At 59.7% G+C, this 22,592-nt stretch carries 20 protein-coding genes and 1 tRNA gene; 9 read left to right on the top strand and 12 right to left on the bottom strand.

What is annotated here, in order from left to right; translation table 11 throughout:
- Positions 1–5 precede the first annotated feature (5 nt).
- The 9 genes from tolR (at position 6) to nadA (ending at position 7,204) form a co-directional block, all read left to right on the top strand.
- Positions 6–458, top strand: a complete 453-nt coding sequence (gene tolR, locus BLU52_RS18520) for a protein TolR (RefSeq protein WP_160767866.1) — start codon at positions 6–8, stop codon at positions 456–458.
- Positions 458–1,534 (top strand): cell envelope integrity protein TolA, encoded by a 1,077-nt coding sequence (tolA, locus tag BLU52_RS18515; RefSeq protein ID WP_090285609.1) that lies wholly within the window; start codon positions 458–460, stop codon positions 1,532–1,534. Before tolR ends, tolA begins: the two co-directional genes overlap by 1 nt.
- Before the next feature lie 17 nt (positions 1,535–1,551).
- Entirely contained in the window at positions 1,552–2,832 is a 1,281-nt protein-coding gene (gene tolB / locus BLU52_RS18510; RefSeq protein WP_167359937.1) for a Tol-Pal system beta propeller repeat protein TolB, read from the top strand.
- A 52-nt stretch (positions 2,833–2,884) separates the two neighbouring features.
- Positions 2,885–3,382: a peptidoglycan-associated lipoprotein Pal gene (gene pal, locus BLU52_RS18505; protein ID WP_003178634.1), complete on the top strand. Its 498-nt coding sequence runs from the start codon at positions 2,885–2,887 to the stop codon at positions 3,380–3,382.
- A 6-nt stretch (positions 3,383–3,388) separates the two neighbouring features.
- Positions 3,389–4,228: a tol-pal system protein YbgF gene (gene ybgF / locus BLU52_RS18500; protein WP_090285605.1), complete on the top strand. Its 840-nt coding sequence runs from the start codon at positions 3,389–3,391 to the stop codon at positions 4,226–4,228.
- A 166-nt stretch (positions 4,229–4,394) separates the two neighbouring features.
- Positions 4,395–5,042 carry a 7-carboxy-7-deazaguanine synthase QueE gene (gene queE, locus BLU52_RS18495; RefSeq protein ID WP_090285603.1) on the top strand — a complete coding sequence of 216 codons (648 nt, stop codon included), beginning with the start codon at positions 4,395–4,397 and terminating at the stop codon, positions 5,040–5,042.
- Position 5,043: 1 nt separating this feature from the next.
- Positions 5,044–5,736, top strand: a complete 693-nt coding sequence (queC, locus tag BLU52_RS18490; protein WP_090285601.1) for a 7-cyano-7-deazaguanine synthase QueC — start codon at positions 5,044–5,046, stop codon at positions 5,734–5,736.
- A gap of 62 nt (positions 5,737–5,798) precedes the next feature.
- Positions 5,799–5,874, top strand: a tRNA-Lys gene (locus BLU52_RS18485).
- 271 nt (positions 5,875–6,145) lie between these two features.
- Entirely contained in the window at positions 6,146–7,204 is a 1,059-nt protein-coding gene (nadA, locus tag BLU52_RS18480) for a quinolinate synthase NadA (RefSeq protein WP_016773509.1), read from the top strand.
- A 134-nt stretch (positions 7,205–7,338) separates the two neighbouring features.
- On the opposite strand, the gene BLU52_RS18475 is transcribed toward nadA, so the two are convergent.
- The 12 genes from BLU52_RS18475 to arcD form a co-directional block, all read right to left on the bottom strand.
- The gene (locus BLU52_RS18475; RefSeq protein ID WP_090285599.1) at positions 7,339–7,827 is read right to left on the bottom strand and encodes an RDD family protein; all 489 of its coding nucleotides are present in this window, start codon (positions 7,825–7,827) and stop codon (positions 7,339–7,341) included.
- 96 nt (positions 7,828–7,923) lie between these two features.
- Positions 7,924–8,136 carry a cold-shock protein gene (locus tag BLU52_RS18470; protein WP_003227496.1) on the bottom strand — a complete coding sequence of 71 codons (213 nt, stop codon included), beginning with the start codon at positions 8,134–8,136 and terminating at the stop codon, positions 7,924–7,926.
- Positions 8,137–8,541: 405 nt separating this feature from the next.
- Positions 8,542–9,669, bottom strand: coding sequence for a glycine cleavage system aminomethyltransferase GcvT (gcvT, locus tag BLU52_RS18465; protein ID WP_090285597.1), 1,128 nt, complete (start codon positions 9,667–9,669; stop codon positions 8,542–8,544).
- Positions 9,670–9,800: 131 nt separating this feature from the next.
- A complete protein-coding gene (locus tag BLU52_RS18460; protein ID WP_090285595.1) occupies positions 9,801–11,177 on the bottom strand; it encodes an L-serine ammonia-lyase in 1,377 nt (458 codons plus the stop codon).
- Between the two features lie 354 nt (positions 11,178–11,531).
- On the bottom strand, positions 11,532–14,384 hold the full coding sequence (gcvP, locus tag BLU52_RS18455; RefSeq protein WP_090285593.1) for an aminomethyl-transferring glycine dehydrogenase: 2,853 nt from the start codon (positions 14,382–14,384) through the stop codon (positions 11,532–11,534).
- A gap of 11 nt (positions 14,385–14,395) precedes the next feature.
- Positions 14,396–14,779, bottom strand: coding sequence for a glycine cleavage system protein GcvH (gene gcvH / locus BLU52_RS18450; protein WP_090285591.1), 384 nt, complete (start codon positions 14,777–14,779; stop codon positions 14,396–14,398).
- Between the two features lie 420 nt (positions 14,780–15,199).
- Positions 15,200–16,708 carry a sigma-54-dependent transcriptional regulator gene (locus BLU52_RS18445; protein WP_090285589.1) on the bottom strand — a complete coding sequence of 503 codons (1,509 nt, stop codon included), beginning with the start codon at positions 16,706–16,708 and terminating at the stop codon, positions 15,200–15,202.
- A 209-nt stretch (positions 16,709–16,917) separates the two neighbouring features.
- Positions 16,918–17,280: a DUF5064 family protein gene (locus tag BLU52_RS18440; RefSeq protein WP_090285587.1), complete on the bottom strand. Its 363-nt coding sequence runs from the start codon at positions 17,278–17,280 to the stop codon at positions 16,918–16,920.
- 62 nt (positions 17,281–17,342) lie between these two features.
- On the bottom strand, positions 17,343–18,272 hold the full coding sequence (gene arcC / locus BLU52_RS18435; RefSeq protein WP_090285585.1) for a carbamate kinase: 930 nt from the start codon (positions 18,270–18,272) through the stop codon (positions 17,343–17,345).
- 188 nt (positions 18,273–18,460) lie between these two features.
- Positions 18,461–19,471 carry an ornithine carbamoyltransferase gene (locus tag BLU52_RS18430; protein WP_053123054.1) on the bottom strand — a complete coding sequence of 337 codons (1,011 nt, stop codon included), beginning with the start codon at positions 19,469–19,471 and terminating at the stop codon, positions 18,461–18,463.
- A 68-nt stretch (positions 19,472–19,539) separates the two neighbouring features.
- Positions 19,540–20,796: an arginine deiminase gene (gene arcA, locus BLU52_RS18425; RefSeq protein ID WP_090285583.1), complete on the bottom strand. Its 1,257-nt coding sequence runs from the start codon at positions 20,794–20,796 to the stop codon at positions 19,540–19,542.
- Between the two features lie 35 nt (positions 20,797–20,831).
- On the bottom strand, positions 20,832–22,259 hold the full coding sequence (arcD, locus tag BLU52_RS18420; protein WP_090285581.1) for an arginine-ornithine antiporter: 1,428 nt from the start codon (positions 22,257–22,259) through the stop codon (positions 20,832–20,834).
- Between the last annotated feature and the right edge of the window lie 333 nt (positions 22,260–22,592).

Below are 22,592 nucleotides of genomic sequence, written 5' to 3'. Positions count from 1 at the left end.
CTTTAATCGCTCGAGCTCGCAAAAAGCGCAAGCCGGTCGCCGAGATGAACGTAGTGCCCTACATCGACGTGATGTTGGTCCTGCTGGTCATCTTCATGGTGACCGCGCCGATGCTCAATCAGGGCGTGAAAGTTGATTTGCCCAAGGTTTCCAGCGAAGCCTTGCCGCAGGACAACAACACTCAGGTCCTGACCATTTCGATCAAGGCTGACAAGACCTACTACTGGAACCTTGGCAGCGAAGTAGACACCGAGAAACAGCAGGATCGCGCCATGACCCTGCCACAGATGACTGACGCTGTGACCAAGATCATTCGCGCCGGCACCGAGGGCGGCAAACGCACCCAGGTGTTCATTCGTGGCGACAAGACTGTCGACTACGGCGCCGTCATGGGTGCCATGGGCGGGTTGCAGAAGGCCGGGGTCGGTAACGTTGGTCTGATTACCGAGGCCCCCTGATGCAGCAACAGCGAGAGCCGTCCGCCTCGGAAAGCTACTTCTGGCCCAGCGTTCTGGCGATTGTCCTGCACGTGCTGGTGTTCGGCATGCTGTTCGTCAGTTTTGCCTTTACGCCTGAACTGCCGCCGGCCAAGCCGATCGTCCAGGCGACCCTGTACCAGCTGAAATCGAAAAGTCAGGCAACCACCCAGACCAATCAGAAGATTGCGGGTGAGGCGAAGAAATCCGCCGCGCGCCAGACCGAAGTCGAGCAGATGGAACAGAAAAAGATCGAGCAGGAAGCAGTGAAGGCGGCGGAACAAAAGAAAGAGGAAACGGCTCAAAAGGCCGAGGAAGCCAAGAAGGCCGACGAGGCGAAGAAAGCGGACGAAGCGAAAAAGGCTGATGAAGCCAAGAAAGCCGACGACGCGAAGAAAGCCGAAGCGAAAAAGGCCGAAGAGAAACAATTGGCTGATATAGCCAAGAAGAAAGCCGAAGACGAAGCCAAGAAGGCCGCTGAAGAAGAGGCCAAGAAAGCCGCTGCGGAAGAAGCCAAGAAGAAAATCGTCGAAGACGCGAAAAAGAAAGCCGCCGAAGACGCCAAGAAGAAAGCTGAAGCTGAAGAGGCGAAGAAGAAAGTCGCCGAAGACGCGAAGAAGAAAGCTGCTGCCGATGCTGCGAAGAAGAAAGCGCAGGAAGCGGCACGCAAATCTGCCGAAGACAAAAAGGCTCAGGCCCTGGCAGATCTGCTTTCCGACACGCCGCAGCGCCAGCAGGCCTTGGCCGATGAGCAGGGTGACGAAGTCGCGGGCAGTTTCGATGACCTGATTCGTGCACGAGCGGCAGAAGGTTGGGCACGTCCACCTTCGGCACGCAAAGGCATGACGGTGGTACTGCAGATCGGCATGTTGCCGGACGGCACGGTGACTTCGGTCAGCGTCGCCAAGTCCAGTGGTGATGGTCCGTTCGATGCTTCGGCAGTCGCGGCAGTGAAGAATATTGGACGTTTGACAGAAATGCAGGGAATGAAGCCGAGCGATTTCGCTCCGTATCGTTCATTCAAGATGACATTCACACCTGAGGATCTAGCCTTGTGAGAAACCTTCTTCGAGGAATGCTGGTCGTGATCTGCTGCATGGCAGGGATCGCGATGGCAGAGGAAAAGAACATTCTGGTCACCAGCGGCAGCGATCGGGCAACGCCGATCGCCGTCGTGCCGTTCGGCATGCAGGGCGGTGCGGTGCTGCCGGATGACATGGCTGAAATCATTGGCAACGATTTGCGCAACTCGGGCTATTACTCGCCGATTCCAAAAGCCAACATGATCAGCCAGCCAAGCCAGCCGAGCGAAATCATCTTCCGTGACTGGAAGGCGGTGGGTGCTCAGTACATGATGGTCGGCAGCATCGCTCCAGCGGGCGGTCGCCTGCAGGTGCAGTGGGCATTGTTCAACGTTGCCACCGAACAAAAAGTGGCTGACGGCAGTGTTTCCGGTACGACCGAGCAACTGCGTGACATGGCGCACTTCATCTCCGACCAGTCGTTCCAGAAACTGACCGGTATCGACGGTGCCTTCTCGACGCGTCTGCTGTACGTGACCGCCGAGCGCTTCTCCGAGAAAAACACCCGCTACACCCTGCAGCGTTCCGACTACGACGGCGCCCGTGCAGTGACCCTGCTGCAATCGCGCGAGCCGATCCTGTCGCCGCGTTTCGCACCGGATGGCAAGCGCATCGCGTATGTGTCGTTCGAACAGAAGCGCCCGCGCATCTTCATGCAGAACATCGACACCGGTCGCCGCGAGCAGATCACCAACTTCGAAGGCCTGAACGGTGCGCCAGCCTGGTCGCCGGATGGCACGCGTCTGGCGTTCGTACTGTCGAAAGACGGTAACCCGGACATCTACGTCATGAACCTCGGTTCGCGTCAGATCACCCGCGTGACCTCGGGACCTGGCATCAACACCGAACCGTACTGGGGCAAGGATGGCTCGACCATCTACTTCACCTCGGACCGTGGCGGCAAGCCGCAGATCTATAAAACCAGCGCCAGTGGCGGTGGTGCCGAGCGTGTGACGTTCGTAGGTAACTACAACGCCAACCCGAAACTGTCGGCTGATGAAAAGACTTTGGTGATGATCCATCGTCAGGATGGCTTCACCAATTTCAAGGTGGCAGCTCAGGATCTGCAGCGGGGTAGTGTAAAGATCCTCACTGATAGCACTCTGGACGAGTCACCTACTGTTGCGCCCAACGGCACCATGGTAATCTACGCCACCCGCCAACAGGGCCGGGGAGTCTTGATGCTCGTGTCCATTAATGGGCGCGTGAGGCTCCCGCTTCCTACCGCTCAAGGCGAAGTCAGAGAACCGTCCTGGTCCCCTTACCTGAAGTGAGCGGGCGCTACACGTTTTACTTAACACACTGGGGTTCATTAGGAGTTTCACGATGGAAATGCTGAAGTTTGGTAAATTTGCTGCGCTGGCTCTGGCCATGGCTGTAGCTGTAGGTTGCTCGTCCAAAGGCGGCGACAACGCCGGTGAAGGCGCTGTTGATCCAAACGCTGGTTACGGCGCAAACACCGGTGCCGTTGACGGTTCCCTGAGCGAAGAAGCTGCTCTGCGCGCAATCACCACCTTCTACTTCGAATACGACAGCTCGGACCTGAAGCCAGAAGCCATGCGCGCTCTGGACGTTCACGCCAAAGACCTGAAAGCAAACGGCGCTCGCGTTGTTCTGGAAGGCAACACCGACGAACGTGGTACTCGTGAGTACAACATGGCACTGGGCGAGCGTCGTGCGAAAGCCGTTCAGCGCTACCTGGTACTGCAAGGTGTTTCCCCAGCTCAGCTGGAACTGGTTTCCTACGGCGAAGAGCGTCCAGTTGCTACCGGCAACGACGAGCAGTCCTGGGCCCAGAACCGTCGCGTCGAACTGCGTAAGTAATTCGATATGCGAACGTGCCGTCGTGCTGTAACTGTTCTGGCTCTCAGCCTCGCGCCGCTTGCGGCGTGGGCTGCGGTTCCTGTGGTCGATGACAACTCCGGTTATAACAATAGCGGGAGCAGTTATCCGCCTGCGGGTTACGGTACGAACGGCGCCTATGCCGGGGGAGCGGCTTCGGCCCCTGCCTCGGCACAAGGCATGCTGTTCAACCAATTGCAACAGATGCAGGATCAGATCTCGCGTCAGCAAGGCGTGATCGAAGAACTGCAGAATCAGGTTGCGCGCATGAAGCAGGAATCCCTGGAGCGATACCAGGATCTTGATCGGCGCATAGGATCCGGCGTTGCACCAGCCGCGACTCCCGAGAATTCTTCTGCCGGTGGCGATGCAAGTGCTGCTGCCGGTGCTGCTGCCGGTGCGGGGGCTGCCACGGCTGCCCAGGCGCCTGCCGCAGGTAGCGAACCGGCTGATCCGGCCAAGGAAAAGCTGTATTACGATGCCGCTTTCGACCTGATCAAAGCCAAGGATTTCGACAAGGCCAGCCAAGCGTTTGCCGCTTTCCTGCGTAAATACCCGAACAGTCAGTACGCGGGCAATGCCCAGTACTGGCTGGGCGAAGTGAACCTGGCCAAAGGCGATCTGCAAGGTGCAGGTCAAGCGTTTGCCAAGGTTTCGCAGCTGTATCCCAAGCACAACAAAGTGCCGGATTCGCTGTACAAGCTGGCTGACGTAGAGCGCCGCCTCGGTCACACCGACAAGGTCAAAGGCATCTTGCAGCAGGTGGTTTCCCAGTATCCGGGGACCTCCGCCGCGCAGTTGGCCCAGCGCGATCTGCAACGCATGTAAGCAGGCTAGACCCGTTTGGAAGAAACCCGCGCTTGTCGCGGGTTTTTTCGTTAGAATTCACGCCCTTTTTCTGAAACACGCTTCTTGTGGTCCACGCGTTGGCGGGATTGCCTGAAGTGCCTGACGGAGGCGGACAGCCTGTTTAGCTGTTACGCCCGTGGCGACTATGCAAGACACATTGAGAATCACCGAAGTTTTCTACTCGTTGCAGGGGGAAACGCGGACTGCCGGGCTGCCTACGGTTTTCGTGCGCCTGACTGGTTGCCCCTTGCGTTGCCAGTACTGTGACAGCGCCTACGCCTTCAGCGGCGGCACCGTGCGCACCCTCGACGACATCCTCGAGCAGGTCGCCGGGTTTCGCCCGCGTTATGTCTGCGTCACCGGCGGTGAACCGCTGGCCCAGCCGAACGCCATTCGGTTGCTCAAGCAGTTGTGTGACGCCGGCTACGAGGTCTCGCTGGAAACCAGCGGCGCCCTCGACGTTTCGGCGGTCGATCCGCGCGTCAGTCGCGTCTTGGATCTGAAAACACCGGGCTCAAAAGAAGCCCATCGCAACCGCTACGAAAATATCGAACTGCTCACGCCCAACGATCAGGTGAAGTTTGTCATCTGCTCGCGCGAGGACTACGACTGGGCGGTATCGAAACTGATTCAATACGGTCTCGACCGCCGCGCCGGGGAAGTACTGTTTTCCCCCAGTCACCATGACTTGAACGCGCGCGAGCTGGCGGACTGGGTGGTGGCGGACAACTTGCCGGTGCGCCTGCAATTGCAGCTGCACAAATATCTTTGGAATGACGAGCCGGGGCGCTGAGATGACTGAACAACTGAACACTACCGAAAAACGTGCGGTCATCCTGCTGTCCGGCGGCCTCGACTCAGCCACCGTGGTGGCCATGGCCCGTGCCGAAGGTTATGCCTGCTACACCATGAGCTTCGATTACGGCCAGCGCTCTCATGCCGAATTGCACGCCGCTGCGCGCGTGGCTCGCGACTTGGGCGTGGTCGAGCACAAGGTCATCGGCCTCAATCTGAATGGCATGGGCGGCTCAGCATTGACCGACAGCAGCATCGACATCCCTGAAGAGCTGGGCGAGGGCATTCCGGTCACTTACGTGCCGGCACGCAACACCGTGTTCCTGTCGCTGGCACTGGGCTGGGCAGAAGTGCTCGGCGCGCGTGACATCTTCATCGGCGTCAATGCAGTGGATTATTCCGGTTACCCGGATTGCCGCCCGGAGTTCATCGAATCGTTCGAGCGCATGGCCAATCTGGCGACCAAGGCCGGCGTCGAGGGCAATGGCTTCCGTATCCAGGCGCCGTTGCAGAACCTGAGCAAGGCGCAGATCGTCCAGGCCGGTGTGAAGCTCGGCGTCGATTATGGCCTGACCGTTTCCTGCTATCAGGCCGACGATGACGGCCGTGCCTGCGGCAAATGCGACAGCTGCCGCCTGCGCGCAGAAGGCTTCGCGGCAGCGGGTGTGGACGATCCAACCCCTTATTTTTGATTATTTTCAAAAAGGTGTTGAATAGTCCTTAAAAATCAGTATTATACGCGCCACCACACAGCGGGTCGTTAGCTCAGTTGGTAGAGCAGTTGGCTTTTAACCAATTGGTCGTAGGTTCGAATCCCACACGACCCACCATATTTGGCGGTTTAGAAAATCCGGAAGGCCCACGAAAGTGAGGATTTCCGGGTTTTTTTTTGCCTGCAATTCGGCCATTGCCTGTTTCGCCGATGCCTGCGCTGACGCAGGTCAGAATGATCTTTTGTATCAACGGGATATTCTGTAGCCTTGCGCAGCTTCAACGCTGTCCGTGCCTGATATTACTCACTCTCCCGGCGGTACCCTCTAGCGGTCCGGAGCCGGGTGTATACTCGACTTTCGCGCGAATGCGCCTGCAGGTCTTGCGAACATGACGCAGATTTCCGAACGCCTCCTGGTTCAAGCCCACCTCGATGCCAAACAGCCCAAACCGCTGACGGCGGAGGAAGAGGCTTATTACCGTTCCGCCATCGCCGCCGAGCTCAAGGCTCAGGACGCGGTGCTCGTGGCTCACTTCTATTGCGATCCGGTGATTCAGGCCTTGGCCGAGGAAACCGGTGGTTGCGTGTCCGACTCGCTGGAGATGGCGCGCTTCGGCAATGCTCACCCGGCCAAGACCGTGGTGGTCGCCGGCGTCAAGTTCATGGGCGAGACGGCGAAGATTCTCAACCCGGAAAAACGCGTGCTGATGCCAACCCTGGAGGCGACGTGCTCGCTGGACCTCGGTTGCCCGGTCGACGAGTTCTCGGCGTTCTGCGATCAGCATCCGGAACGTACCGTGGTGGTTTACGCCAACACCTCGGCAGCGGTAAAGGCACGTGCCGACTGGGTGGTGACCTCAAGTTGCGCGCTGGAAATCGTCGAAAGCCTGATGGACAACGGCGAGACGATTATCTGGGGGCCGGACAAGCACCTCGGCACCTACATTCAGCGCAAGACCGGCGCCGACATGTTGCTCTGGGACGGTGCCTGCATCGTTCACGAAGAGTTCAAGTCCAAGCAGCTCGAAGACATGAAAGCGCTGTACCCGGACGCGGCGATTCTGGTGCACCCGGAGTCGCCGACTTCGGTGATCGAGCTGGCCGATGCCGTCGGCTCGACCAGTCAGTTGATTGCCGCAGCGCAAAGCCTGCCGAACAAGACGCTGATCGTGGCGACCGACCGTGGCATCTTCTACAAGATGCAGCAGCTGTGCCCGGACAAGGTCTTCATCGAGGCGCCCACCGCCGGTAACGGCGCCGCGTGCCGCAGTTGCGCACATTGCCCGTGGATGGCCATGAACACCCTTGAGCGCACGCTGAAGAGCTTGAAGGAAGGCACGAACGAGATATTCGTTGACCCGGCGTTGATTCCGCAGGCGATCCGGCCGCTCAAGCGCATGCTGGACTTCACCCAGGCCGCGCGGATGAAATTGGCCGGTAACGCCTAGATCTTTCAGGCAACAAACAAACCTGTAGGAGTGAGCTTGCTCGCGATAGCGGTGTGTCAAACAACGAATATGTTGACTGACATACCGCTATCGCGAGCAGGCTCACTCCTACATTGGTTTTGGGTGTCTTGAAGTTATTTGGTCTTCTTCGGGATCCGCACAACATGGCTATCCGAGTAGATGTCATGCCAGGTGCGCTTCTGCTTGTCATACAGCGACCAGAGGAACCCCAGCCCCACGCACAGCCACGACGCGATCGACACCATGAAGCGCAACAGCGCCTGCCACAGGCTGATCGCCGTGCCATTGGCGTTCTGCACGCGGATGCCCCACACCTGCATGCCCAGCGTCTGTCCGCCATGGGTCCAGAACTTGGCGAAAAAGCCGAACAGCACCAGCAGCAGCACCGTCGAGTAAAGGGGATCGCCATCGAGTTGCCCGGCATCGGTCATCACCCGCAGGCGTTCTTCGCCAATGATCGCGGCCTGAATCAGCTTGTAGACGAAGCCGGTGACGATCAGCAGGGCGGTGCACAGCAGAAAGTCATAGAACATCGCCGCCAGGCGTCGACCAAGACCGACGGCAGGAAAGTCGCCCTGTGGGGTGAGCAGGTTTTTCGACATGGCAGCCTCTGGACGCGAAGGGAAACGGCATTTTACGGTTTCGCGCGCACAAAAAAGCCCCTGATATCAATATCAGGGGCTTTTTCGTAGCAGAAATCAGGCTTCGGCTTGTACTTCGTCAGCCTGCATGCCTTTCTGGCCCTGCACAGCAACGAAGGTCACTTTCTGGCCTTCCTTCAAGCTTTTGAAGCCGTTGCCTTGAATGGCGCGGAAATGCACGAACAGATCCGGACCGCTTTCAGGAGTGATAAAACCAAAACCTTTCTCGTCGTTGAACCACTTGACGGTACCGCTCTGACGTGTGGACATTTCTTATTTCCTTTGACGCATTAAATTGATGACAGTCTCTTTCTCATGAAAGAGTACTGGGGCTGGTTGCAGGAGAGTAAGAAGACGTCGAGCGGGATGTAGCTAACTTGTAGGCTACTGCCCAGGTCACGATTCAAAGCTGACCCATGCAAACACAGTGAACGAACTCTACGCCAACTACGGGAGAAAAAACAAGCCCCGCGAAGGCCCCGGTTTTACTGCGGTTGCTGGCATTTTGTCAGTTTGTTAGTGCAGCCTTACACCGATTGGTTGTTCGCTTGTTTGCAAAGGTTATAAGTAAAGTTCATATTCGAATCAAACGCTGGCTAATGCACTTTTTTGTGGCGATTGCGTTACACATTAGTGCACGCATAACGCAATCGCGTTACTTATGGAAACAATCAATCAGCCGCGGTAGTAGCGTTGTGGAACAAATGGCGTTTTGCTTACAAGCATTTGCACCTTTTTCCCACGCACGATGGCCCACACCGGCGTTTCAAGCGCGGCATATACACTGTCGAGATAACCCATCGCCAACGGCCCACCCAAGGTTGGGCCGAAACCACCGCTGCACACGCTGCCGATGATTTCCCCGGCTTCGTTGACGATCTCTGCGCCTTCACGCACTGGCGTACGTTCTTGTGGCAGCAGGCCGACGCGCTTGCGGGCGATGCCGTTTTGCTGTTGCGCGAAAATCTGTTCCGCGCCGGGGAAACCGCCGGCCCGCGTGCCATCCGCGCGGCGTGCCTTGGAAATCGCCCAGAGCAAACTGGCCTCGATCGGCGTGGTCTCGGTGTTCATGTCGTGGCCGTACAGGCACAGGCCTGCTTCCAGACGCAGCGAGTCGCGTGCACCGAGGCCGATGGCCTGGACCTCCGATTCAGCGAGCAGGGCGCGTGCGATCTTTTCCGCGTCAGTGGCCGGTACCGAGATTTCGAAACCGTCTTCACCGGTGTAGCCCGAACGGCTGACAAAACAGTCGACACCCAGCAAATTGACGCGGACGAATTGCATGAAGGTCATTTTCGCCACGTCCGGAGCCAGTCGTGCCAGCACGGTAACGGCTGCCGGTCCTTGTAGCGCCAGCAGCGCGCGCTCTTCGAAGAGCGCCGTAATGGTGCACTGATCGCCGATGTGTTGTTGCAGATGCGCCAGGTCCTGACCCTTGCAAGCGGCGTTGACCACCAGGAACAGTTCGTCGTTGCCAAGGTTCGCGACCATCAGGTCATCGAGGATGCCGCCGCTGTCATTGGTGAACATGGCGTAGCGCTGCATGCCGACTGGCAGGTCGATGATGTCCACCGGCACCAGGGTTTCCAGGGCTTGGGCGGCGTTGGCGCCGGTCAGGCGGATCTGGCCCATGTGCGAGACGTCGAACAGGCCTGCCTGTTCGCGGCTGTGCTGGTGTTCTTTCATCACGCCGAGCGGGTATTGCACGGGCATGTCGTAGCCGGCGAAGGGCACCATGCGCGCGCCGAGTTCGAGGTGCAGCGCGTGGAGCGGGGTTTTCGAGAGTTGTTGTTCGGTGGACATGCGTGGCTCCTTTGAATTTGGTTTGCGGGTGAGAGGCAAGATCAAGAGCCCCTCACCCCAGCCCTCTCCCGGAGGGAGAGGGGGCTAGTTACGGTTCTCTCCCTGGGAGAGGGAGTTAGAAACAGGTCTGATCAGCATTCGATAATGTTGACCGCCAGGCCGCCGCGGGCGGTTTCCTTGTATTTGCTTTTCATGTCGGCGCCGGTCTGGCGCATGGTACGGATGACTTTGTCGAGGGAGACGAAATGCTGGCCGTCGCCGCGCATGGCCATGCGCACCGCGTTGATCGCTTTCACCGAGCCCATCGCGTTGCGCTCGATGCATGGCACTTGCACCAGCCCGCCAATCGGGTCGCAGGTCAGGCCGAGGTTGTGTTCCATGCCGATTTCCGCGGCGTTCTCGACTTGCTGCACGCTGCCGCCGAGGACTTCGCACAGTGCGCCGGCCGCCATCGAACAGGCGACGCCGACTTCACCCTGACAACCGACTTCAGCGCCGGAGATCGAAGCGTTTTCCTTGTAAAGAATGCCGATCGCCGCAGCGGTCAGCAGAAAACGCACGACACCGTCGTCATTCGCGCCGGGGATAAAACGCATGTAGTAATGCAGCACGGCCGGAATGATCCCCGCCGCGCCGTTGGTTGGCGCCGTGACCACGCGCCCGCCGTTGGCGTTTTCTTCGTTGACCGCCAGCGCATACAGGTTGACCCAGTCGAGCACTGACAGCGGGTCGCGCAGCGCCGATTCCGGGTTCTTGCACAACTGCCGATGCAGCGCCGCCGCCCGGCGTTTCACTTTCAGACCACCGGGCAAAATACCTTCGTTACGGCAACCCGCTGCGACGCAGTCCTGCATCACCTGCCAGATCTTCAGCAGACCGGCGCGAGTCTCCGCTTCCGGGCGCCAAGCGCTTTCGTTGGTCAGCATCACCTGGCTGATCGACAGGCCGTAGGTGCTGCAATGTCCGAGCAAGTCCTTGGCACTCTTGAACGGGAACGTCAGCGGTGTGGCGTCCTCGACGATGCGGTCAGCACCGGCGGCATCCTCATCGACGACAAAACCACCACCCACCGAGTAGTACTCACGGCTGCGAATCTGCAGCCCCGCGGCATCGAAGGCGCGGAAAATCATACCGTTGGGGTGGTAGGCCAGCGGTTTGCGAATCATCGCCAGGTGTTCTTTCTCATTGAACGCAATGCTCTGTTCGCCGAGCAGATTCAGCCGGCCGCTGCCACGAATCTCTTGCAGACGCGCGGCGACGGTTTCGGTGTCGACCGTGTCCGGGTGCTCGCCTTCGAGGCCGAGCAACACGGCCTTGTCGCTGCCGTGGCCCTTGCCGGTGGCGCCGAGCGAACCGTACAGCTCGACGCGAACGCTGGCGGTGCTGGTCAGCAGGTTTTCACGGCGCAAGCCCTCGGCGAAGCGCGCAGCAGCGCGCATCGGGCCGACGGTGTGGGAACTGGAGGGACCGATACCAATCTTGAACAGGTCGAACACGCTTAACGACATAGGGGCTCCTGCGGAGCAGTTGGGAGCTTCTAGCTGCAAGCTGCAAGTTAAAGGCGGATCGGCTTTTCCTTGCAGCTCGTGTTCACGCTGCAATGCCTGCTGCAAAACAACAGCCGCAAGTCAGAACCGATCTGCCCTGACTTGCAGCTTGTAGCTAAAAGCTTACAGCTAGACATAGGGGCTCCTGCGGAGCAGTTGGGAGCTTTTAGCTGCAAGCTGCAAGTGAAAGGCGGATCGGGTATTCCTTGCAGCTTGTGTTCACACTGCAATTGCTGCTGCAAAACAACAGCCGCAAGTCAGAACCCGATCTGCCCTGACTTGCAGCTTGTAGCTCAAAGCTTGCAGCTGCTTTTTTTAAGCATAGCTTTCGATCGACGGGCAGGCGCACACCAGGTTGCGGTCGCCGAAGACGTTGTCGACACGGCCGACCGGTGGCCAGTATTTGCCTTCGATCAGCGACGCGACCGGGTACACCGCTTGCTCGCGGCTGTACGGGTGGGTCCATTCGCCAACCAGTTCCGCTGCGGTGTGCGGGGCGTTTTTCAGTGGGTTGTCGTCCTTGTCCAGGGTGCCGTTTTCCACTGCGCGGATTTCTTCGCGGATGCGGATCATGGCGTCGCAGAAGCGGTCCAGTTCTTCTTTGGATTCGCTTTCGGTCGGCTCGATCATCAGTGTGCCGGCGACCGGGAAGGACATGGTCGGGGCGTGGAAGCCGAAGTCGATCAGGCGCTTGGCGACGTCATCGACGCTGATGCCGCTGCTGTCTTTCAACGGACGCAAATCGAGAATGCACTCGTGCGCCACCAGGCCGTTGCTGCCGGTGTACAGCACGGGGTAATGCTCTTCGAGGCGACGGGAAATGTAGTTGGCATTGAGGATCGCCAGCTGCGAAGCGCGCTTCAGACCGGCGCCGCCCATCATGCGGATGTACATCCAGGTGATCGGCAGAATGCTCGCGCTGCCGAACGGTGCCGCGCAGACCGCGCCTTCCTTGCGTTCCATCTGGCCGTGGCCCGGCAGGAACGGGGTCAGGTGCGACTTGACGCCAATCGGGCCGACGCCCGGGCCGCCACCGCCGTGAGGAATGCAGAAGGTCTTGTGCAGGTTCAAGTGCGAGACGTCGCCGCCGAACTTGCCCGGTGCGCAGAGGCCGACCATCGCGTTCATGTTGGCGCCGTCGATGTATACCTGGCCGCCGTTGTCATGAATGATCGCGCAGATTTCGCGGATGCCTTCTTCGAACACGCCGTGGGTCGAGGGGTAAGTGATCATCAGCGCGGCGAGGTGTTCGCGGTGCTCGATGGCTTTGGCGCGCAGGTCTTCGATGTCGACGTTGCCACGGGCATCGCACGCGGTGACGACGACGCGCATGCCGGCCATGTTGGCGGTGGCCGGGTTGGTGCCGTGGGCCGACGACGGGATCAGGCAGATGTCGCGGCGTTCATCGCCACGGCTCTGGTGGTAGGCGCGGATCGCCAGCAGGCCGGCGTACTCGCCTTGCGAACCGGCGTTCGGCTGCAGCGAGATCGAGTCGTAGCCGGTAGCGGCGCAGAGCATCGCTTCCAGTTCATCGGTCAGTTGCTGGTAACCAGCGCTTTGTGCGGCTGGGGCGAACGGGTGCAGCGCACCGAATTCGGCCCAGGTCACCGGGATCATCTCGCTGGCGGCGTTGAGTTTCATGGTGCACGAGCCCAGCGGGATCATCGTGCGATCCAGTGCCAGGTCCTTGTCCGCCAGTTTGCGCAGGTAACGCATCAGCTCGGTTTCCGAGTGATAACGATTGAACACCGGGTGGCTGAGAATCGGCGACTGGCGAACCAGCGAGGCCGGAATGCTGCTCTGTACCGACACGGCCAGCGCAGCGAAGTCCGGCAGGGTCTTGCCATCAGCGAACAGGCCCCACAGGGTTTCGATATCGGCTTGCGTGGTGGTTTCGTCGACCGACAGGCCCAGACGTTCGGCGTTGATGACGCGCAGATTGATCTGCGCCGCGTGCGCCTTGTCGTGCAGCGCGGCGGTTTGCGCGCCGGTGGCCACAGTCAGGGTGTCGAAGAAACTGGTTTGTTCGACGTTAGCGCCCAGAGCAGTCAGGCCCTTGGCCAGAATCGCGGTCAGGTGATGCACGCGGTTGGCGATCTGCGTCAGGCCTTTCGGGCCGTGATACACGGCGTACATGCTGGCGATGTTGGCCAGCAGCACCTGCGCGGTGCAGATGTTCGAAGTGGCTTTCTCGCGACGGATATGTTGCTCGCGGGTCTGCATGGCCAGACGCAGCGCCGGCTTGCCGAAGCGGTCAACCGAGACACCGACCAGACGGCCCGGCATGTCGCGCTTGAACGCATCTTTGGTGGAGAAGTAAGCGGCGTGCGGGCCACCGAAGCCCAGCGGCACGCCGAAGCGTTGCGCCGAACCGATTGCCACGTCAGCACCGAACTCGCCCGGGGCGGTCAGCAGGGTCAGGGCCAGCAGATCGGCAGCGACCGCAACCAGCGCATTGGCGGCGTGGAAGCGTTCAGTCAGTTCGCGGTAGTCGAACACATCGCCGTTGCTGGCCGGGTATTGCAGCAGTGCGCCGAAAAACGGCGTCACGTCGGTCAGTTCGCGCTCATCGCCGACCACGACGTCGATGCCCAGCGGCTCGGCACGGGTGCGCAGCACGTCGAGGGTTTGCGGGTGGCTGTGGATCGAGGCGAAGAACTGGTGGCTGCCCTTGTTCTTGCTCAGGCGTTTGCAGAAGGTCATGGCTTCGGCAGCGGCGGTGGCTTCGTCGAGCAAAGAGGCGTTGGCGATCGGCAGGCCGGTGAGGTCGCTGATCAGGGTCTGGAAATTCAGCAGCGCTTCCAGACGGCCCTGGGAAATTTCTGGCTGGTACGGGGTGTACGCGGTGTACCAGGCCGGGTTCTCCAGCAGGTTGCGCAGGATCGGCGACGGCGTGTGGCAGTTGTAGTAGCCCTGGCCGATGTAGGTTTTGAACAGCTGGTTTTTGCCAGCGATCGATTTGATCATTGCCAGCGCGTCGGCTTCGCTGAGGCCGTCGTCCATGCCGAGGACGCTGGTGCCCTTGATGCTTTCCGGGATGACGCTGGCGCTCAGGGCTTCGAGGGAATCGAAGCCGAGGCTGTTGAGCATGGCTTGCTCGTCACCGGCACGCGGGCCGATGTGACGGGCGATGAATTCGTTGGCGGTGCCGAGGTTTACTTGGGTCATGACGTTAATCCTCAGGCTTCGGCTTGGGCTTTGATCAGACGGTCGTAAGCGTCCTGATCGAGCAGTTTGGCAACGGCCGCGGCATCGCTTGGCTGGAAGCGGAAGAACCAGCCTTGGCCCAGCGGATCTTCGTTGACCAGTTCCGGGGCATCTTCCAGCACCGGGTTGACTTCCAGTACGTCGCCATCGAGCGGCATGTACACGCCGCTGGCAGCCTTTACCGATTCGACGGTGGCGGCTTCGGCGCCTTTTTCGTAGGCCTGCAGCTCAGGCAGTTGCACGAACACCACGTCGCCCAGGGCGTTCTGCGCAAAAGCGGTAATGCCGACAGTAACGCTGCCGTCAGCTTCGGTGCGCAGCCATTCGTGATCTTCAGTAAAACGCAACTCGCTCATGGAAACTCCTCAGGGGCCAGACTCGTCTGGTGGACGCGGTGAAAGCGGTGGGCGGTGGTGCCCTTATTGATGAGGGGTTATTAGCAAGAATGCGGCCAAAAAGAGTTTTGTGTTTTTAATCAATAAGTTAGCGATTATTGAGCACGAGGCTAAAGTACTGTGTGTAGCGAAATCGCTACAGGCGCAGACGGGGAAAAAAGCTGAACCGGATCAAAGCCTTGCACAGCGGTGATCGAAGTAGGATGTATCGATATCGTTCCGCTGTAGCGGTTTCAGTACAGATGGAGGTCGTTTTAAAGATCGCCGCGGTCCCCTGTAGGAGTGAGCCTGCTCGCGATAGCGGTGTATCAGTCAACACACTTTCAGCTGACATACCGCTATCGCGAGCAGGCTCACTCCTACAGAGGGGCGGTGGTGGTTTCAGGGCTTGTTGGGAATGCCGTACTTGCGCAGCCGATGGGCGATCGCGGTGTGCGAGGTCTGCAAACGGCTCGCCAGTTGTCGGGTCGATGGATAGCTGACATAGAGCTTTTCCAGCAGCTCGCGCTCGAAGCCTTCGACTGCCTGTTCAAGGCTGTCGACGTCGGTGTCGGTCTGCCGCGCGACCGAGGTGCCGGCGATGTCGAGGTCGCCGATATCCACCAGGCTGCTTTCACAGATCGCCGCCGCGCGGAAGATCACGTTCTGCAGCTGCCGCACATTGCCCGGCCAGCGGTTGCCGAGCAGCGCCGGGTAAGTCCCCGGCGCGAGGCGGCAGACCGGGCGTTGAATCTGCGCGCAGGCTTGCTGCATGAAATAGCGTGCAAGCAGCAGAATGTCCTGGCCGCGTTCGCGCAGCGGCGGCACTTCGACGTTGAGCACGTTGAGGCGATAGAACAGGTCTTCGCGAAACAGGCCTTCGCTGACCATTTTTTCCAGATCGCGATGGGTGGCGCTGAGGATGCGCACATCGACCTTCACTTCGCGATCACCGCCCACCCGGCGGAAACTGCCGTCGTTGAGAAAACGCAGCAGTTTGGCTTGCAGGTACGGTGACATTTCGCCGATCTCATCGAGAAATACCGTGCCCTGGTTGGCCAGCTCCATCAGCCCGGGTTTGCCACCGCGCGCCGCGCCGGTAAAGGCGCCGGGGGCGTAGCCGAACAGCTCGCTCTCGGCGAGGTTTTCCGGCAGAGCTGCACAATTGAGCGCGAGAAACGGCGCACTGTGGCGCGCGCTGATCGCATGGCAGGCGCGGGCGACCAGTTCTTTACCGGTACCGGTTTCGCCCTGGATCAGCAGCGGCGCATCCAGCGCGGCGACTCGTTGCGCGCGCGCCTTGAGGGTGCGGATCGCCGGGGATTCGCCGAGCAGCGCATCGAAACCTTCCGCGTGATCGTGGTGCAGCGCCGAGAGCTGTTCGCCGATGCGGTTCGGTTGATACAGGGTGAGCAGGGCGCCAGCGTCGGTGATCGGCGTGGCGTCGAGCAGCAAGGTCTGGCCATTGACGGTGATCTCGCGCAGCGGCAGGCGGAAGCCCTGTTCGAGCAGGGTGTCGAGCAGCGCCGGATCGCTGAACAGTTCCGCGACACTTTCCCCGGCCGGTTCGCGACCGTATAGCGCGATCAACGCCGGGTTGGCCAGCAGCACCTTGCCGGCGCTGTCGAGGGCCAGCACCGGGTCGGTCATCGCCGCCAGCAGGGCATCGAGTTGCAGGTGCCGACGCTGGCCGGGAAGGATGTCGACCACCGTCACCGCCTCGACGCCACGGACCCGAAACAGCGCATCCTTGAGCTCTTCAAGCACTTGCGCGCTCAGGGTCGGCGCATCGATGTAGACGTTCGGCGGGATCATCTCCACCGCATCCAGATTGAGATTGCGCCCACCGAGGATAGCCAGGACTTCCTGGGTAATGCCAACGCGGTCGATGAAACTGACGTGGATACGCATGGGGCGGTTCAGTGATCTGCAGGGCGGTGAGGGCGCAAGTATGCCTTGGGGCGGGGGCAGAGGTGAAATCCGGTGCAGGATTTCAGGCCGACATCGAACCCTGTAGGAGTGAGCCTGCTCGCGATGACGGCGAATCTGACGACATAAATGTTGAATGACAGACCGCTATCGCGAGCAGGCTCACTCCTACAGAAGGTGTCGTGTTCTGATTATTCGAAATGCTCGAGGTTAACCGGATCGCCGGACTTCATATCAAGTTGCTTGCGGATGTCTTCAAACATCATGTCGTAATGCTTGTGAACCGAGCCGATCTGGCTGTGCGTCTTGGGAATGCCGTACTTCTCGGCGATTGTCGTCACATTGTTGGCAAAGTTGTAGGCCTCCTCTTTGGGCAGGAAGAAGGTCTCTTTCATGTCCTTGCCCTGCATGCTGCCATGCAGGGTGAACTGTATCCCCTTGCCTTTTTGCGGATCGGTGAACACTTCATAGTCGAGGTGCACGTTGTAACTGACGTCATCCGGCGTCAACGCGTGCCGCTCAATGTGCAAATGACCAGGTTCAAACTGGGCCATGGTTTTCTCCTTTCAAGGCATGGGAGAAGGGCAGACCTCGGGCCTGCCCCCGGAGTTTCTGATTATCGGTAGCTGATGCCCGGCTTGGCCGTGGTCACGCGGGTACCGGCGGTGCCCTGCACGATCGCTTCGATATCCGCCAGCGAGCCGATCACCGCGACCTTGCCAGTATGGCGCGCGAATTCGCAGGCTGCCTGCACCTTCGGTCCCATGGAGCCGGCGGCGAAACCCAAACGTTCGAGTTCATCCGGGTGCGCTTCGGCGATGGCTTTCTGCGTCGGTTTGCCGTAGTCGATGAACGCCGCATTGACGTCGGTAGCGATCACCAGCAGATCGGCCTCCAGCTGTTCAGCGAGCAGCGCCGAGCACAGGTCCTTGTCGATCACCGCCTCGATGCCCTTGAGGTTGCGCTGCTCGTCGTACATTGTCGGAATCCCGCCGCCGCCGGCGCAGATCACGATGCTGCCTTTGTCGAGCAGCCACTTGATCGGGCGGATCTCGAAAATGCGTTTCGGCCGTGGACTGGCGACCACACGACGGAATTTGTCGCCGTCCGGGGCAATCGCCCAGCCTTTCTCGGCGGCGAGTTTTTCCGCTTCGGCCTTGTCGTAGACCGGGCCGATCGGTTTGGTCGGGTTCTTGAAAGCCGGGTCGTTGGCGTCTACTTCGACCTGGGTCAGCAGGGTGGCGAACGGCACTTCGAAGTCAAGCAGGTTGCCCAGTTCCTGTTCGATGATGTATCCGATCATGCCTTCGGTTTCGGCGCCGAGGACGTCCAGCGGGTACGGGCTGACCGAGGTGTAGGCCGCCGCTTGCAGCGACAGCAGGCCGACTTGCGGGCCATTGCCGTGGGCAATGACCAGTTGATTGCCGGGATGAATCTTGGCGATTTGCTCGGTGGCGATGCGGATGTTGGCGCGCTGGTTGTCAGCGGTCATCGGCTCGCCACGGCGGAGCAGGGCGTTACCGCCCAGAGCTACGACGATACGCATGGTGCATGTCCTTCTGAACAGAGGAAAGGCAAACGACTCGGTCTCCCTGTCGAAACCGAGATCCACTGTGGGAGCTAGCCTGCTAGCGATAGCGGTCGATCAGTCAACATCGATGGCGACTGAACCATTGCAATCGCTAGCAGGCTAGCTCCCACATGGACCCTGTTCCGTCAGTGGGAGCTTTCCAGTTAGAGATCAGCCAGGGTCGAGACCAGAATCGCCTTGATCGTGTGCATGCGGTTTTCCGCTTGCTCGAAGGCGATGCAGGCAGGCGACTCGAACACGTCGTCGGTCACTTCGATGCCGTTTTTCAGGTGCGGATACTGCTCGGCAATCTGCTTGCCGACCTTGGTATCGCTGTTGTGAAAGGCCGGCAGGCAGTGCATGAACTTGGTGCGCGGGTTGCCGCTGGCTTTCATCAGTTCGGCGTTGACCTGATACGGCAGCAATTGCTGGATGCGCTCGGCCCAGGCTTCCACCGGTTCGCCCATCGACACCCAGACGTCCGTGTGGATGAAGTCCACGCCTTTAACGGCGGCTTTCGGATCTTCGGTCAGGGTGATACGTGCGCCACTTTCTTCCGCATATTTATGGCAACGCTCAACCAGATCGTCCAGCGGCCACAGGGCTTTTGGCGCGCAGATGCGCACGTCCATGCCCAGTTTGGCGCCGATCAGCAGCAGCGAGTTGCCCATGTTGTTGCGCGCGTCGCCCAAGTAGGCGTAGCTGATTTCGTGGATTGGCTTGTCGGCGTGTTCACGCATGGTCAGCACGTCGGCGATCATCTGGGTCGGGTGATATTCATCGGTCAGGCCGTTGAACACCGGCACCCCGGCGAACTTGGCCAGCTCCTCGACGATCTCCTGTTTGAAGCCACGGTATTCGATCGCGTCGTACATGCGCCCGAGCACGCGGGCGGTGTCCTTCATGCTTTCCTTGTGGCCGATCTGCGAGGAATTCGGGTCGATGTAGGTGACGTTGGCGCCTTGGTCGTAGGCAGCGACTTCGAACGCGCAACGGGTGCGGGTCGAGGTTTTTTCGAAGATCAGGGCGATGTTGTTGCCCTTCAGGTGTTGTTGCTCGGTGCCGGTGTATTTCGCGCGTTTCAGATCGCGGGACAGGTCGAGCAGGTAACGCAGCTCACGTGGGGTGTGGTGTTCCAGGCTGAGCAGGTTACGGTTGTGGATGTTAAAAGCCATGATGGATCTCCTTCGGTGTCGGTTATCCCCCTGGCTGCACTCGGTAAGTGCCGGCCAGGGCTCAGAGGTTAGTAATCGATCGGGTCGCGGATGATCGGGCAGGTCATGCAGTGGCCGCCGCCGCGGCCGCGGCCCAGTTCGCCGGCGCTGATGGTGATGACTTCCACGCCGGCCTTGCGCAGCAGGGTGTTGGTGTAGGTGTTGCGGTCGTAGCCGATGACCACGCCCGGTTCCACCGCCACCACGTTGTTGCCGTCGTCCCATTGCTCGCGTTCGGCGGCGAAGCTGTTGCCGCCGGTCTCCACCACGCGCAGCCTGGGCAGGTTGAGTGCCGCGGCGACGGTGTCGAGGAAACTGCCTTCTTCGCGGCGGATGTCGATGCCGCCCTGTTTGCTGTCGTCAGGGCGCAGGGTGAAGGCGACGATCTGATTGACCACTTCGGGGAAGATCGTCACCAGGTCGCGGTCGCAGAAGCTGAACACGGTGTCCAGGTGCATCGCTGCGCGGGATTTCGGCAGGCCGGCGACGATGACTTTTTCCACGGCTTTGTTCTTGAACAGGTTCAGCGCCAGTTGGCCGATGGCCTGACGCGACGAACGTTCGCCCATGCCGATCAACACCACGCCATTGCCGATCGGCATGACGTCGCCGCCCTCAAGGGTGGAGCTGCCGTGATCCTTGTCCGGGTCGCCGTACCAGATCTCGAAGTCGGCGTTGGTGAACTGCGGATGGAATTTGTAGATGGCGGTAGTCAGCAGGGTTTCCTGACGGCGCGCCGGCCAGTACATCGGGTTGAGCGTTACGCCGCCGTAGATCCAGCAGGTGGTGTCGCGGGTGAACTGGGTGTTCGGCAGCGGCGGCAGAATGAAGCTGGAGTGGCCGAGGAAGTCGCGGAACATCTGAATGGTCTTGCCACCGAAGCTGTCCGGCAAATCGTCGGCGGAAACCCCGCCGATCAGAAACTCGGCAATGTGCCGTGGCTCGAGGCTTTTCAGCCAGGATTTGACTTCGTTGATCAAGCCCAGGCCTACCGAGTCGGCGGTGACCTTGCGCTCAAGAATCCAGTCCAGTGCCTCGGGGATGGCGACGATGTCGGTGAGCAGGTTGTGCATTTCCAGCACATCGATGCCGCGCTCACGCATCTTGGTGACGAAGTCGAAGTGATCGCGTTTGGCCTGCGCCACCCACAGCACGTCGTCGAACAGCAGTTCATCGCAGTTGTTCGGGGTCAGCCGCTGATGGGCCAGACCTGGGGAGCAGACCATGACTTTACGCAGTTTCCCGGCTTCGGAGTGGACGCCGTACTTCACTTGTTCCGTGGTCATTTCAATGTTCCTCCAGATGACAATTCAATCAGGGGTTACAGCGTCAGGAAGCCATCGTAGAGACCGTAGGCCGCCACCACGGCGCCTATGACCACTGCGGCGAAAATCAGCTTCTCGACGTTGGTGAAAATCGCTTGCTTGAGTTCCAGCTTGGCCTTGGCGAACAGGATCGCGCCGGGTGCGTAGAGCAGGGCCGAGAGTAGTAGATACTTGACCCCGCCGGCATACAGCAGCCACACCGCATAAATCAGGGCGATGCCGCCGATAATCAGGTCCTTGCGCCGCTCGGCGGCGAAGCCTTCGTAACTCTCGCCACGCACCGCCAGCAGCAGGGCGTAAGCCGCCGACCACAGATACGGCACCAGAATCATCGACGTGGCGAGGTAGATCAGCGACAGGTAAGTGCTCGCCGAAAACAGGGTGATGATCAGGAAGATCTGCACCATCGCGTTGGTCAGCCACAGGGCGTTGACCGGTACGTGATTGGCGTTTTCCTTGCGCAGAAACTCCGGCATGGTGTGGTCTTTGGCGGCGGCGAACATGATCTCCGCGCACAGCAGTACCCACGACAGCAGCGCCCCCAACAGCGAGATGATCAGGCCGACGCTGATCAGCACCGCGCCCCAATGCCCGACCACGTGTTCAAGTACCGCAGCCATCGACGGGTTCTGCAGTTTCGCCAGTTCCGGCTGGGTCATGATGCCCAGCGACAGCACGTTGACCAGCACCAGGAACAGCAGCACGGTGATGAAACCGATCACCGTGGCTTTACCGACGTCGGAACGTTTTTCCGCCCGCGCCGAGAAGATGCTCGCGCCCTCGATGCCGATGAACACCCACACGGTGACCAGCATCATGTTGCGCACCTGGTTCATTACACTGCCCAGGTCAGGGTTTTTCACGCCCCAGATGTCGGCGGTGAAGATGTCCAGTTTGAAGGCGAAGATCGCGATCAACACGAACAGCAGCAGCGGCACGACCTTGGCCACCGTGGTCACCAGGTTGATGAACGCGGCTTCCTTGATCCCGCGTAGCACGAGAAAATGCACGCCCCACAGCAATACCGAGGCGCCGATCACCGCCGCCGGGGTGTTGCCTTCACCGAATATCGGAAAGAAATAACCGAGGGTGCTGAACAGCAGCACGAAGTAACCGACGTTGCCCAGCCAGGCGCTGATCCAATAACCCCAGGCGGATGAAAAGCCCATGTAATCGCCGAATCCGGCCTTGGCGTAGGCGTAGACACCGCCGTCCAGGTCCGGCTTGCGATTGGCGAGAGTCTGAAAGACAAAAGCGAGGGTGAGCATGCCGACTGCGGTGATGGCCCAGCCGATCAGCACTGCACCGACGTCAGCACTGGCGGCCATGTTTTGTGGCAACGAAAATATCCCGCCACCGATCATTGAACCGACTACCAGTGCAACCAGTGCACCGAGTCTTAGTTTTCCGGGCGCTTCAGACATTTGCATGACTCCATTGCAGGAGAGAAGAGATCACAGCGTAAATCTGTTGTCTGCTCAAACAGCTGACGTAGATCAGTTCATGGTTACATTCCATTGTTAATGAATGACTTAGGTAACCACTGGTGGCATAAGGCTTTGGTCTGCGAGGCCCGTTCTAGAGGCTTTGTGGCTATGTGGTTGGGAATGGCTATTATTACTTTCGAATTATCACGCTAGTTCTTTTCTGGCGTTTGGCAAATTTTCCGCTGCTGTTTTCAGTACAGAATTGATTAATCAGGATCAGCGCACAGAAATGTCTTAACGTGCTATGCGTTATCGTCGTCGGCTATATAT

Source organism: Pseudomonas granadensis (genome assembly GCF_900105485.1).
Lineage (GTDB): Bacteria > Pseudomonadota > Gammaproteobacteria > Pseudomonadales > Pseudomonadaceae > Aquipseudomonas > Aquipseudomonas granadensis.
Note: the sequence above shows the minus strand (reverse complement) of the source record. Positions and strands in the feature narration are given on the sequence as shown.

What these genes read in the sequence shown, in the direction of transcription:
- tolA (WP_090285609.1), top strand. Translation starts at nt 458, where the DNA reads ATGCAGCAACAGCGAGAGCCGTCCGCCTCGGAAAGCTACTTCTGGCCC.
- tolB (WP_167359937.1), top strand. Translation starts at nt 1,552, where the DNA reads ATGCTGGTCGTGATCTGCTGCATGGCAGGGATCGCGATGGCAGAGGAA.
- pal (WP_003178634.1), top strand. Translation starts at nt 2,885, where the DNA reads ATGGAAATGCTGAAGTTTGGTAAATTTGCTGCGCTGGCTCTGGCCATG.
- ybgF (WP_090285605.1), top strand. Translation starts at nt 3,389, where the DNA reads ATGCGAACGTGCCGTCGTGCTGTAACTGTTCTGGCTCTCAGCCTCGCG.
- queE (WP_090285603.1), top strand. Translation starts at nt 4,395, where the DNA reads ATGCAAGACACATTGAGAATCACCGAAGTTTTCTACTCGTTGCAGGGG.
- queC (WP_090285601.1), top strand. Translation starts at nt 5,044, where the DNA reads ATGACTGAACAACTGAACACTACCGAAAAACGTGCGGTCATCCTGCTG.
- nadA (WP_016773509.1), top strand. Translation starts at nt 6,146, where the DNA reads ATGACGCAGATTTCCGAACGCCTCCTGGTTCAAGCCCACCTCGATGCC.
- BLU52_RS18475 (WP_090285599.1), bottom strand. Translation starts at nt 7,827, where the DNA reads ATGTCGAAAAACCTGCTCACCCCACAGGGCGACTTTCCTGCCGTCGGT.
- BLU52_RS18470 (WP_003227496.1), bottom strand. Translation starts at nt 8,136, where the DNA reads ATGTCCACACGTCAGAGCGGTACCGTCAAGTGGTTCAACGACGAGAAA.
- gcvT (WP_090285597.1), bottom strand. Translation starts at nt 9,669, where the DNA reads ATGTCCACCGAACAACAACTCTCGAAAACCCCGCTCCACGCGCTGCAC.
- BLU52_RS18460 (WP_090285595.1), bottom strand. Translation starts at nt 11,177, where the DNA reads ATGTCGTTAAGCGTGTTCGACCTGTTCAAGATTGGTATCGGTCCCTCC.
- gcvP (WP_090285593.1), bottom strand. Translation starts at nt 14,384, where the DNA reads ATGACCCAAGTAAACCTCGGCACCGCCAACGAATTCATCGCCCGTCAC.
- gcvH (WP_090285591.1), bottom strand. Translation starts at nt 14,779, where the DNA reads ATGAGCGAGTTGCGTTTTACTGAAGATCACGAATGGCTGCGCACCGAA.
- BLU52_RS18445 (WP_090285589.1), bottom strand. Translation starts at nt 16,708, where the DNA reads ATGCGTATCCACGTCAGTTTCATCGACCGCGTTGGCATTACCCAGGAA.
- BLU52_RS18440 (WP_090285587.1), bottom strand. Translation starts at nt 17,280, where the DNA reads ATGGCCCAGTTTGAACCTGGTCATTTGCACATTGAGCGGCACGCGTTG.
- arcC (WP_090285585.1), bottom strand. Translation starts at nt 18,272, where the DNA reads ATGCGTATCGTCGTAGCTCTGGGCGGTAACGCCCTGCTCCGCCGTGGC.
- BLU52_RS18430 (WP_053123054.1), bottom strand. Translation starts at nt 19,471, where the DNA reads ATGGCTTTTAACATCCACAACCGTAACCTGCTCAGCCTGGAACACCAC.
- arcA (WP_090285583.1), bottom strand. Translation starts at nt 20,796, where the DNA reads ATGACCACGGAACAAGTGAAGTACGGCGTCCACTCCGAAGCCGGGAAA.
- arcD (WP_090285581.1), bottom strand. Translation starts at nt 22,259, where the DNA reads ATGTCTGAAGCGCCCGGAAAACTAAGACTCGGTGCACTGGTTGCACTG.